Annotated in this window: 12 protein-coding genes, 2 tRNA genes and 1 pseudogene; 12 read left to right on the plus strand and 3 right to left on the minus strand. The window is 34.4% G+C overall.

Going from position 1 to position 12,202, the window contains the following annotated elements:
• Positions 1 to 260: 260 nt before the first annotated feature.
• The gene (locus ACTNDN_RS00005; RefSeq protein WP_152910813.1) at positions 261 to 719 is read right to left on the minus strand and encodes a hypothetical protein; all 459 of its coding nucleotides are present in this window, start codon (positions 717 to 719) and stop codon (positions 261 to 263) included.
• A gap of 709 nt (positions 720 to 1,428) precedes the next feature.
• Here ACTNDN_RS00005 and ACTNDN_RS00010 point away from each other — a divergent pair.
• A pseudogene (locus ACTNDN_RS00010) lies at positions 1,429 to 1,518 on the plus strand (DNA-binding response regulator); the annotation flags it as partial.
• A 317-nt stretch (positions 1,519 to 1,835) separates the two neighbouring features.
• Here ACTNDN_RS00010 and ACTNDN_RS00015 read toward each other — a convergent pair.
• Positions 1,836 to 2,693: a manganese catalase family protein gene (locus tag ACTNDN_RS00015; protein ID WP_031534757.1), complete on the minus strand. Its 858-nt coding sequence runs from the start codon at positions 2,691 to 2,693 to the stop codon at positions 1,836 to 1,838.
• Positions 2,694 to 2,889: 196 nt separating this feature from the next.
• On the opposite strand from ACTNDN_RS00015, the gene ACTNDN_RS00020 reads away from it, so the two are divergent.
• The 8 genes from ACTNDN_RS00020 to ACTNDN_RS00055 all read left to right on the plus strand — a co-directional run bounded on the left by ACTNDN_RS00020 (position 2,890) and on the right by ACTNDN_RS00055 (position 8,404).
• Positions 2,890 to 3,348: a MarR family winged helix-turn-helix transcriptional regulator gene (locus ACTNDN_RS00020; protein ID WP_251627408.1), complete on the plus strand. Its 459-nt coding sequence runs from the start codon at positions 2,890 to 2,892 to the stop codon at positions 3,346 to 3,348.
• A 9-nt stretch (positions 3,349 to 3,357) separates the two neighbouring features.
• On the plus strand, positions 3,358 to 4,155 hold the full coding sequence (gene racE / locus ACTNDN_RS00025; RefSeq protein WP_251627410.1) for a glutamate racemase: 798 nt from the start codon (positions 3,358 to 3,360) through the stop codon (positions 4,153 to 4,155).
• A gap of 165 nt (positions 4,156 to 4,320) precedes the next feature.
• On the plus strand, positions 4,321 to 5,388 hold the full coding sequence (locus ACTNDN_RS00030; RefSeq protein ID WP_441130360.1) for a GerMN domain-containing protein: 1,068 nt from the start codon (positions 4,321 to 4,323) through the stop codon (positions 5,386 to 5,388).
• 268 nt (positions 5,389 to 5,656) lie between these two features.
• Entirely contained in the window at positions 5,657 to 6,262 is a 606-nt protein-coding gene (locus ACTNDN_RS00035) for an XTP/dITP diphosphatase (RefSeq protein ID WP_441130362.1), read from the plus strand.
• A 1-nt stretch (position 6,263) separates the two neighbouring features.
• Positions 6,264 to 6,773: a metallophosphoesterase family protein gene (locus tag ACTNDN_RS00040; RefSeq protein WP_441130364.1), complete on the plus strand. Its 510-nt coding sequence runs from the start codon at positions 6,264 to 6,266 to the stop codon at positions 6,771 to 6,773.
• A gap of 130 nt (positions 6,774 to 6,903) precedes the next feature.
• A tRNA-Arg gene (locus tag ACTNDN_RS00045) sits at positions 6,904 to 6,977 on the plus strand.
• A 159-nt stretch (positions 6,978 to 7,136) separates the two neighbouring features.
• Positions 7,137 to 7,213, plus strand: a tRNA-Arg gene (locus ACTNDN_RS00050).
• A 144-nt stretch (positions 7,214 to 7,357) separates the two neighbouring features.
• The gene (locus ACTNDN_RS00055; protein ID WP_441130366.1) at positions 7,358 to 8,404 is read left to right on the plus strand and encodes a tyrosine-type recombinase/integrase; all 1,047 of its coding nucleotides are present in this window, start codon (positions 7,358 to 7,360) and stop codon (positions 8,402 to 8,404) included.
• A 106-nt stretch (positions 8,405 to 8,510) separates the two neighbouring features.
• Here the strand turns inward: ACTNDN_RS00055 and ACTNDN_RS00060 are convergent, their stop codons facing one another.
• A complete protein-coding gene (locus ACTNDN_RS00060) occupies positions 8,511 to 9,215 on the minus strand; it encodes a class I SAM-dependent methyltransferase (protein WP_031534740.1) in 705 nt (234 codons plus the stop codon).
• A gap of 548 nt (positions 9,216 to 9,763) precedes the next feature.
• Between ACTNDN_RS00060 and ACTNDN_RS00065 the strand changes: the two genes are divergently transcribed.
• The 3 genes from ACTNDN_RS00065 to ACTNDN_RS00075 all read left to right on the plus strand — a co-directional run bounded on the left by ACTNDN_RS00065 (position 9,764) and on the right by ACTNDN_RS00075 (position 12,202).
• Complete coding sequence (locus ACTNDN_RS00065; RefSeq protein WP_441130368.1) at positions 9,764 to 10,345, plus strand: recombinase family protein; 582 nt, start codon at positions 9,764 to 9,766, stop codon at positions 10,343 to 10,345.
• 649 nt (positions 10,346 to 10,994) lie between these two features.
• On the plus strand, positions 10,995 to 11,537 hold the full coding sequence (locus tag ACTNDN_RS00070; RefSeq protein ID WP_031534737.1) for a helix-turn-helix domain-containing protein: 543 nt from the start codon (positions 10,995 to 10,997) through the stop codon (positions 11,535 to 11,537).
• 23 nt (positions 11,538 to 11,560) lie between these two features.
• Positions 11,561 to 12,202: a hypothetical protein gene (locus ACTNDN_RS00075; RefSeq protein ID WP_031534736.1), complete on the plus strand. Its 642-nt coding sequence runs from the start codon at positions 11,561 to 11,563 to the stop codon at positions 12,200 to 12,202.

The raw sequence follows: 12,202 nt of genomic DNA on the forward strand, positions 1-12,202 counted from the left end.
CATTTTTTTCTTTCATATCGATCGACCTCCGTGTTATTTACTTAAAGTATAACACTAAAGTATCGTACGACATCTATCCTAACAGAGGGGGCTTTGGAATTGCTATTTTTTAAAAAAACTAAAGAAAAAGTGCATAAAATTAATAATGAAATAATTAAATATAGGATTTTTTTATTCATATTTACCTCCTAATTTTTTTCAGGGGATAGCTGTTTTATATTTATTTATATTATTTAAATTCTAAAGTTAATTATAAAATTTCATCGAGTGTCGGTAACGTTGTAATCATAACTAAAGTTATCAAACTTTTTAGGATAAACATATGCATAATCACTAGTCCAATAATGTGTAGAACCTTCATGTCTATAAGTACGCTGAGTTACCTTCCATTTATCATAACGTTTTCGATACATAATCGTCCATTCTTGGTTGCATGGTGGTTCAACTGAGTAAGTAGCGGTTTTAGTATATGATGTACTAATGGAAAAACCTACTGAAGCATCGACTGCAGACTTGCTAACTTTTAATGTACCTGTATAAGAGTTAGAAACTCCTATTCTATCTGACCATGAAAGTCTTGATGGTCCCCACCCAGATGGACCTGCTATCCAACTTCCATATACATCACTTAATTGAGATTTTGAATAAATTCTCCATTCTGTAAACATATATGCATTTGGTGTTATGCCTCCAGTTCCTGTACCAATTGAAGGAATCAATATATTAGATTGTTGACTATCTTCAATAATTATTTCAGTTAGAACATAATCTGGGTCAACGATCTCCTCGAAAGTATCATCTTCAGCAGATACAATACTTTATTTTCAAAAGAAAAGCCTAAACATAATGTTAAAAGTGTTAAGAAAAGATAACTATTTAACTTATTCAAAAAATTTCCCCCTCAATATATAGCTAGACACCATATATTTACAGTTAAACATCAAGTATCTAAATTCCTTTTTTTACAAAAAATTCGTAAAATTTTACAATAGTATATATTAGTGATTATTCTATACTTTTGTTTAGACAAATAAAATATTCATATTTCCTTATTTTTCTATTATTCTGGTGATTTAGTGAAAAAAACGGATTTAAACAAAGAGAGTTTGAAAACTTTATCAGCTTTTTAGAAAATGAAGGGTATTTAGAACGTGTTTTAAGAGTAGGAGATTATTTTTCTATTAAACCAGCAGGGATAACTACAAAGGGAACGGAATAAATAAATTCTAATATAGATTACGAAAAGGAATATCCTAAATGACAGGGTCTTATCAAGTGGGTTCAAGTTGAAAAGGATTTATATTCTAATTCTTCAGATGAGGAATAAATGAACTGTGAAATACTAATTGTTTCAAAGCCTTAATAGATCACGTTTACACACCATCATAAAGATGGATGTACTTATGTGTTTTTAGTATGCAATAGGTATATATTCCCAATGTTATGCAGAAGCTGGGCGTGAAGGGGCGTTCACAGGCTGTTGTAGAGCTTCTAAGAATGGGAGAATTAGAGCTATAATAAAGAAGATGATCTCGTATAAGCGGGGAGGAAATTCCACTCCTTTGCCGCTTATATGGGTCATCTTCTTTTTAGTTTGTTTAATTGTTGACTTTAAAATAGGAAAGCTAAGTGAGAAAAAACTATAGAATGAGAAGAATGATCATAGAAGTCAGAAAATAAACACAAATAGATCATTAGACCTATTCTTAATGAGGACTGTTTTTATTTACCTTTGTCTTTTATTTGGCTGTCATTTTACCAATAAAAACCACGAGGAATTAGTCATCCCGTGGCTTTTTATTGTTTCCTTTTATAATTAATGCTTAAACGAGTTTCTAATTTGAAACTCCATTATCTTTTAAGAAAATTGTTTGCATATTTTTGGGTGTTCCATGAATATACCCTGGAGCTTGTTCTAACTCGGGAGCTTGCCCTGTTCCAACAGGATGTTCTACATATTCAAATTGTCCCATGCCATCCATAGATGGACCTTTTGCCCATCTACCGGCTTGACTTTCAGTACCTTCAGAACAGCTTATGAATTTATAAGCAACATCAGATTTTTCGTACTGGCGATTAAAGGTACTTGGTACTACTTTGCCTTCTTTCTCTTCTAATTCTGCGATTGCGGCTAACCATTGGTTTTGATGCATGGTGTCACGTGCAATTAAGAAGGAAAGCATATCTCTTACACCTTTATCATCTGTCATTTCATATAGACGAACGACTTGGAGTCTTCCTTGTGATTCGGCATTTAGATTTGCTCTGAAGTCTGCAAGAAGATTTCCACTTGCAATGGTATAGCGAGCATTCCATGGATAGCCTGCGCTATCGTTTGGGCTAGCTCCTAAACCATTAACTATTGCATGCTGTGGATTCATTCCGCCCATAACGCTAGCAATTATTGGATCTTTGGCCGCCTGCTCTTGTTCCTCTACAGGAGCCTTGTCAAGTAATTGTGCAATCATGGTAGCTAACATTTCAACATGAGCTATTTCTTCAGTACCTATATCTAAAAGCATATCTCGATATTTTTTTTCAGCTCTGCAATTCCAACCCTGAAATAAATATTGCATCATAACCGAAATTTCTCCAAATTGGCCACCTAACACTTCCTGAAGCTTTTTTGCATAAATAGGATCTGGGTTATCTGGTTTAGCTATGTATTGCAATTCTTTCACATGAAAAAACATCCTAACACCTCCAATTATATCTTTAATATTGTGAGGGAAATCATTCTTTTTATTCTGTTAGTTTTTTCCTGTCAGGAATGGGAAAGGGTAACACATTTACGATTTAATAATTGTAGATTATAATTGTAAATAAAGAAGATATGAAATTTGTCGGAAATTAATTATATTTGTATATTTATAAGTAGGAGTTGGAATCATGATGACTGAAGAGAAAAACGCAAAGGAATACTTAGAGAATATAGCTACAATCGAAAAGGATATGCGATACATATCTGGTATCATCAAACAAAAGGGGAGAGAAATATTAAGTAATTATACAATGACTCCTCCTCAATTTGTCGCCCTGCAATGGCTATTTGAAGAGGGGGATATGACGATAGGAGAATTGTCGAATAAAATGTTCCTAGCCTTTAGCACAACAACTGATTTAGTTGATCGTATGGAAAAGAATAAATTAGTACAAAGAGTGAAGGATCCGAATGATCGACGTGTCGTTCGTATTCATATGCTGGAAGAAGGGAAGAGGCTAATTGACGAAGTAATCAAAAAGCGTCAAGGCTATCTTCAAGAGGTACTGAATGACTATACGACTGATGATATCGAAGAATTAAAGAAAAATTTCATGCGTTTACATCAAGTAATGCGAGAAAAATGAGGCGGTTTTTTGGAAAGAGCTATAGGGGTTATAGATTCTGGAGTTGGTGGATTAACGGTAGCAAAGGAGATTATACGCCAGCTTCCTTTTGAGAACATCGTATACTTAGGAGATACGGCAAGATGTCCATATGGACCAAGAACGGGAGAAGAAGTGAAAAAATTCACTTGGGAAATGACTAGGTTCTTGTTGGAGAAAAATATAAAAATGCTTGTCATTGCCTGTAATACTGCTACTGCTGTAGCATTGGAAGAGATTCGAGGACAACTATCTATTCCAGTAATTGGAGTAATCGTTCCCGGGGCACGAACAGCATTAAAGGTAACAAATAATAATTATATCGGTATGATTGGAACAATTGGTACTGTTCGAAGTCGAGCGTATGAAAAAGCACTAAAGAAGATTAATAATCGAGTAAGAACAGTTAGTTTAGCATGCCCAAAATTTGTTCCTTTGGTAGAGAGCGGAGAATATGATGGTCCGGTAGCAAGGAAAATCGTGAAAGAAACGCTGTGGCCGTTAAAGAACAAAGAGATTGATACATTAATACTTGGCTGCACCCATTATCCTTTGTTGGCAAAAGTAATTCGAGAAGAGATGGGGAATAAGGTAAAGGTGATTAGTTCTGGAGCAGAAACGGCACGAGAAGTTAGTACCATTTTAAATCATAATGACCAACTTGCTTCAGGAGAAAGTGAAGTAGAACATCATTTTTATACTACTGGGTCGAAGGATATTTTTGCGAGGATAGCTTCAAACTGGCTTAATCAAAAAATAGATTCTGTTGAAACAATTAAGCTGACATAATCAATTAAGACTGTCTTATAGGTACATCCACTGTCATTGTTTAGATATTTAAAGTGGATGAAAACCGGAAGATGGTCTTTTTTAAAAAAAAATCTCCTAAAGGCGGTCTAAAAATAATATAGGCTCGTATATATATTAGTACAAACTGTCTTAGGAGTGATGAAGATGTCTAAGAATAACAAATTGACCATAGTTTCAGCGGTTATCATATCATCTGTGTTGATCTCTGGTTGTAGCTTATTGGGAGATAAAGAAAACGTAGACCCACCTCAATCTACAACTTATGAGGATGATGCAGTTAAGGAAAATGCTGACCAAGAAACAACAGGTGAAGTTGCAGCAGAGGATACAATGCCTATTGAATTATATTTAATGGATAAATACGGTTATGTTGTCCCTCAAACATTAAACTTGCCAAAAACAAACTCGATTGCACAAGAAAGCCTTGAATATTTAGTTACGGGTGGAAAGGTAACGGAAATGCTGCCAAATGATTTTCAGGCAGTTATTCCCCAAGATACAAAAATCAGTATAAATGTCGATGATGATAAAGTGGCTACTGTTGATTTTTCAAATGAGTTTAAAGAGTATGAGGCAAAGGATGAAGAGAAAATCTTACAATCTATCACATGGACATTGACACAGTTTGATTCCATTGATTCTGTAAAGATATCTCTAAACGGTCATGCATTGACAGAAATGCCAGTAAATAAAACACCGATTCAAGGTGCTTTGACAAGAGCAGATGGCATAAATATTAATACAGATGACGTGACAGATATAACAAATACAAAGCCGTTGACTGTTTATTATATTGGCGGAGATTTAGAGTCGTCCTATTATGTTCCAGTAACAAAGCGTGTCAGCAATGGGGAAGAAAATAATGTAGCAGCAGCAGTAGGGGAGCTAATAGAAGGACCAGGTATGAGTGCATCACCATCCTTAACGAGCTTATTACCTGAGGATGTTAAGCTATTAGACGATCCGGTAGTTGAGGATGGTAAGGTTACGTTGAATTTCAATGAAAATATTTATTCAAGCGGACTAGATGGAGAAGAAAAGGTAGTCGCTAATGAGATATTAAATTCCTTAGTACTTTCTTTAACAGAACAAGAAGGCATTGAAAGTGTTGCTGTTACAGTCAATGGAGAGGCTGATTTAGTAAATGCAGAGGGTGAAAGCTTAACTAAACCAGTAACTCGTCCAGAAAATGTGAATACAGGTAGTTATTAAGGTCAGTTTAAGATGCAAAAGAAGCTTGGGATACTCCTAGGCTTCTTTTTATTTAGTGCAGAAAAAATAATAAATTTATTACCTCGCCACTACCATTTATGTTTAATGATTGGAAAAAACTTCACAAAACCGCCTTTTGAATTAAGGAAGAAAGGGTATATACTGTGTATATAGACACATTTTTTTTAGCGTAGTAAACTTAAGAATATAGTTTGTTTTATGTTAAAGTAAAGGAAATGACATTTTTGGTTAATTAAGGAGAATTATGATGAAAGAGATAATAATTGCAACAAAGAATACAGGTAAGGCGAAGGAATTTGTTCAAATGTTTTCGCCACTTGGCTATGAAGTAAAAACACTTTTAGACTTTCCAGATGTGCCGGATGTAGAGGAAACAGGAAGTACATTTGAAGAAAACGCTCTTCTCAAAGCAGAAACGATTTCTAAACTACTAAATCGTGTCGTTATTTCTGATGATTCTGGTCTTGTGGTAGATGCTTTAAATGGTAGACCAGGAGTATACTCTGCTCGATATGCTGGAGAACAAAAAAACGATCAAGACAATATGGATAAGGTTTTACGTGAATTAGAGGGAATTCCAACAGAAGAGAGAACAGCTCGCTTCTGCTGTACATTAGCGGTTGCTATTCCAAATGAAGCCTCTCTAACATTTACTGGCACCTGTGAAGGGGTTATCTTGGAGGGAAGAAGAGGAGAATATGGATTTGGCTATGATCCGATCTTTTATGTAGTAGAAGAGCAAAAGGCGATGGCTGAATTGCCTCCAGAAGTAAAAAATACTATTAGTCACCGTGCAAATGCATTGAAAAAACTCAAAGAACAGTTACCTGCTGTTTTTAAGGAAGGGAACTAGGATGAAAGTTTTGATTGTTAGTGACAGTCATGGTATGGTATCCGAATTAGGTGTTTTAAAGAAAAGACATGGAAAAGAAGTAGACTTATTTCTACATTGTGGAGATTCAGAGTTAGCTGCAAGTGAAGATGTGATGGAGGGATATATTACCGTTCAAGGTAACTGTGATTATGAGGACAAATATCCAACCGAAACAATTCAAGAAATCGCAGGAAAGAAGATTTTTTTAACTCATGGGCATCTATATGGTGTAAAGTCTTCTCTTAATAGCCTATTGTATAAAGCAAAGGAAGTACAGGCAGACATCGCCTGCTTTGGTCATTCTCATTATTTAGGGATGGAAGTAGTTGATGATGTTTTATTCATCAATCCTGGTAGTTTGCGTCTGCCTAGGGGAAGAATGGAACAAACATATGTGATTTTAACGATTGAGCGTGATCGGTTAGAGACTGAGGTCTATGATTTTCATAAAGGTTTACTTCCAGAATTAAAGAATGATTTTTCTCTTTAGTATGATTTTTCCTAATGAGGAGAAAAAAATTCCTCATTAGGAAAAAAACTTTAATTAACTATTGACTTTGTTTTTCTATAGTCATATAATAATTATTGTCCTCATTAGGACTAAAGCAAATACATAACATGTCCCAGTAGCTCAGCTGGATAGAGCAACGGCCTTCTAAGCCGTCGGTCGGGAGTTCGAATCTCTCCTGGGACGTATTTTTATAAACTTAAATTATTTTAAGTATATTTTAATAGATTATTTTCAACTTAGTAACACTTAAATTATAGGTATTATAAAGAAAGACTATGATTTTTTAAAAGGTTATGATACAATACTTTAGGTAACTGTTTCGAAAATAATCAAATAAACCATGTCCCAGTAGCTCAGCTGGATAGAGCAACGGCCTTCTAAGCCGTCGGTCGGGAGTTCGAATCTCTCCTGGGACGCCATTACATAACAGTTTAACCCTTGATATGACAGGGGTTTTGACAGATAAGGGATGCTAACACAGATTATAACACTGTGGGAGCATCTCTTTTTTTATCCCTACAATTTTCTATTGCCTCCAAGTTAATTTTACTGGAGGAGATAGCATGACAAAGAAAAAAGGTATTTTTGATGTAGGAGCAGATATTAACCTGTTTAAGCAGGGCATTGGATCAGGAGTAGAGACTAAGCTCTCTGGACAGTCTAAGTACTCAGGGACATCCTCAGCTCATACAACAGTAGCTGTAACAGTAGCTGTAAAGGAAGAAGGCAGAGATTTAGACAGTGTTATTGAAATTATCATTCAGCAAATGAAAGTTAGTGGATACAGAGAAAGAACTATTACTGACTATTTAAACTACATGGTACAGTTTAGGAAAGCCACAAATGTAAAATATCTTGAGCAAATAACAACAGATACTATATACTCATGGCTCAATTCAATGGATGTATCCAATCAGACTAAACTGACTAGGCTAAAATGCCTCAAGGCTATTCTAGGCAAGTGTTTTAATAATGGATGGGTACAATCAAAGTTTTGGAATGGCATTAACATTAAAGTTGATAAACAGGTCAAGAAAGGTGTTAAGAAAGATGATGTAATGGTTTTACTCTCTTTGTTAGACTTGAATACCTTTATAGGTTTGAGGGATGCTGTGGCAGTTCTCACTCTGTATAGGACAGGAGTTAGGATAAATACATTAGGTCAGCTCCAAGAGAAACATATTGATTTTGAGAATAAGCTATTATGTATGGATGGCACAATACTAAAAAACCACAAGCTGTTAAAGTTACCTCTTGATGATGAGTTAATACACTTGCTAAAGATTTTAATCATGCAGAATGACAAGATAAGGCAGTATTATGGTCAGAAGAATTCTTATCTGTTTATAAGCTACAAAGGTACATCATTAGATACAAAGTCAACTAATAATGCCATTTCTAAGCAGCTCCACAAATATTCTAAAAGATATGGCTTAAATAACATTAATCCTCATGCTCTTAGAAGGGGATATGCAAAGAGCTTATTAGATAAAGGAGCTAATCTTGCACTAATATCAAAGGCTCTTGGACATTCTAACTTAGCAGTTACTACTCAGTATCTTGATTTAGATGTTGAGGAAGTTGTAGATAATTTAAGGGAATACCTATAAGAGAATTACTCCTGCTACATCTGAGGCAGGAGTTTTCTTTTTAAAAAAATTCAATAAAAAAAACAGAGCATTTAGCCCTGTCAGTTTGTGCAAATACATATAGATATTATTTTTGAAATAAAGCTGTAGTTAACCCTTTAACTCCAAATAAATTATTTGGTTGCTCTATCTCAAGCATTTTTCTTATTTCAATTTCTTTAAAATCCTTGAAGATTTCTCTTAACTTTTCCTCTGAATAGCCTAGACCACCTTTTAAACTCATCATCCTGTAAACATCCCAATCTGATATTTCTGCTCCACCAAGTTCTCCACCTGGAATAAAGCAAGTGAGAGCAAAGAAACCATTTGGCTTTAATGCCTTCTTAACTAAATTTATGTAACTCATTCTTCTGTGTGGAGCAATATGATGAAAGCACCCTGAATCATAAACAATATCATATTGACCTTCTGTTATTTCTAATTCAAATATGTTTTTATTTATAAAATTAACATTTGTATTTTTTTCAGTGGCTCTTTCTTTTGCCCATTGAATTGACTCTTGAGAAAGATCTACTGCATCAACACTGCAACCCCTTTCTGCAAAATAAATGGCATTCCTACCAGGTCCACAACCTAATTCAAGTACTCTTCCTGGCATAAAAAGTTTATTTTCAAAATAACTAACTAAATTTTCATCAGGATAGTTTACAAAAAAAGGTATCCCCCTATCTCTTTCAGAATAAAAGTTATCCCAGTTGAACTTTGACTGCTCTTTTAGCAAATGATCTAACATCACTAATATATCTTTGTGTTCACCAATTACTTCTTTCAAAGATTATCCCCTCTTTCTAACATGTTAGCTTGCTATCTAACTATACCAAATTTTACAAATGTTAATGTTAAGAGAAGATTAAGAAAATATTATTTCATACCAAAAATTATACTTAAAGTCATTTAGTATATGCCCTTTAAGAGATTTGTGAGCCACTGAATTCTCATACAATATATTACTGAATGGTAACCTACCTCTTTTATTAAAAATCAAAAATAAACCACTTTAAATGTGTTTGAGGAAGTGGTTATAAAATAGAAACTGCATTAATACATTACAAATGTTACATTAAGGTTACAAAACGCAGTGGAATAACTTGTTATTTGGTGCTTATTTCCATACAAGGTATTTTTTATTGTGGATATTTTTCAAGCACTTCTCCCCCTGCTCCATACCCCCTAATCCCCCCTGTACCCCCCTTTGGGCTTTCAGTCTCTAAATAGACTCTACCTTAATTAGACAAAATAACTACACTGGATTATACTGAGTTTCTAGTGTCTATTTTAAATGTCTATTTAATTATCTACATACATCAGGAGGATACATATATGGCTAAACAGTATGGATATGCAAGAGTTTCAACAGCAGAGCAAAGTCTTGAGGTACAGATACAGGCTTTAAAAGAGGCTGGAGTATCTGAGATTTTCAAAGATAAAGCAACAGGTAGAAATACTAAAAGGGATGGCTTCCAGTCTCTCCTGAGTATTCTAGATGTTGGAGATACCCTTGTGATAACAAAGTTAGATAGGATAGCTAGGAATGTTAAGGAAGGCATACAGCTTATAGATGAATTAGCAGAGAAGGGAATAAAGCTCCATGTACTTAATATGGGATTGTTTGATGGTACAGCTACCTCAAAGCTCCTGAGGAATATACTGCTCTCTGTAGCTGAGTGGGAGAGAGAAATGATACTTGAGAGACAAAGAGAAGGTATTGCAATAGCTAAGACTCAAGGTAAGTACAAGGGTAAGCCTAAGAAATACACAGATAAAAATCCTGCTCTAGTCCATGCTTTAGAGTTGTTTGCAAACAGAGCAACAAATGGTAAGACTGTAAACGAAATATGTGAGATAACTAAAATTAGTAGAGCATCCCTGTACAATATAGCAAAAGAGAAGGGGATTATTTAAGGGCAATCAATGTGATGCTCTTTTTTTTCTTTTTTTAAGTGGTCTTCTCCCTGTGATCTGTGGAAAATACAAACTTTAAATATTTTTATGATTTGAGATACTCTGCATTTCTTGGATGTTGCATGGTTAGAAACATTGATATAACAACATTCCTACTTTATAGAAAATCCAAGATCAGCTTATCCATTCCTGTAAATTGCCTTAGTCAATAATTTCAATTTTCTCTCTAGGTAAGGCATTCCCCTAACATTCCTCTTGTTTACTTACTCCATAAATGAAAAAGGGATTCCATATATATTCATAACAATCTGTCACAGTTCTGCATTGAATTTCTAATGATAGTTTTGTGAGCAGGTTGTTTAGTAAGAAATTGTAAAGCCTGTCACAGCAAAATTTAATCATCTAAATAAAGGTTGGAGGGAAGGGAATATCATTTCACAGTTTCCATTTCTCATCTAATTATAGTTATGGGCAGTCAATCAATTCTAACTGTCTAACATTTTAAGGGGGAATGTCTACTTAACACTAAAGAACTGAAAGACATGAAAGTAGAGAAAGATTTTAAAGGTTGTAAAGGATGGATAGTACAACTATTTAATACAACATTGTATCAATATGAGTAACAACAATATTACTAGGAGGTAAGTAAATGAATGTAGTGAATGAAAAAAACTCAAAACATATTCCTAGAGATACCATACAACAAGGAAAGACTCTGCTGAGTGAAAGGCTTTCTAATACTGATATAGAACAAGAGCCTTTTGTTCATCTGTCAGTAAAAGAATCTTACAATTTTACTACTGATGAAATTGATAAAAAAGTTTATCTATCATTAGACAAAGATTTTATTGCTCAAGGGGGACTGTCCAAACTTCATCCATCAGCATTAAAAGTATTACTTGTTATTGCATCTCATACTGATAAGGATGGTTATGCTTGGATTTCACAGGAGAGCATTGGAAATCTAGTAGGACTTTCAAGACAGCAAGTAGGTGTTGTAGTTCATAAGTTTTTGTTAAGCAATGTTTATCTAAATAAAAAGCTCTTGGAGGCTATAAAGCTAAGGAAAAAAGATGGTCAGGAATTTTATCTTTATCATCCAATCAACTGCTATCTGGATTATGAGGTGTACTCAGGAGAAGATGAGCTTTCTAGGGAGTATCAGGAATTAGATGCAATTGAAATTGACTAATAAATTATTTGGGGGAATTTAAAATGAGAACAGAGATTAATAAACAAATTGTAAAAAATAATATGGCTGCTAAACTTGATGAGCTAAAAACTTCAAGACAGGCAATAGAGACATATTTAGAGGAGATAGAGGAGCAGGAGAAAAAGGACAATGAATATATAAAATCATTAAAAGATAGATTGACTGAGGCTGAGGAGGCAAAAGCAACTGCCACTGATAAAGTAACTGTCAAAAAAGCAATCATCACAATTACAGAGCTAACTCAAGAGATTACATTAGAGGAGGCATCTGTTGTAGCAATGGCTAACAAGTCTAATCAGGAACTGAGTAATGTAGTAGAAACTTTCTTTGATAAGTATGTTCAGGCTAGGCAGATATTTAATAACTTAAAATATGTTTTCATAGCTGAGACAAGCCCTAAATCAATAGAGGCAGATATAGCTGAGTTAAAAGAAATTATGATGAGTATCAATGGTTCTTTTGCAATGGTAAAAAGTATCATGACTGATAGGAAATTAGTTTCTACAGCAGATAGGTTCTTTAATGCTCCATCAGGAAAGAGAGTTCATCTAAGTCAGATGGGATTAGAAATTCACAAGCTAGAGCATTTAAGGCAAGACATAATGCCTCTTTTAAGAGATTTGAAAAATGAGGGGTTACTCTAA

The sequence above is a fragment of the Niallia sp. HCP3S3_B10 genome (genome assembly GCF_052064465.1).
GTDB lineage: Bacteria > Bacillota > Bacilli > Bacillales > Cytobacillaceae > Niallia > Niallia hominis.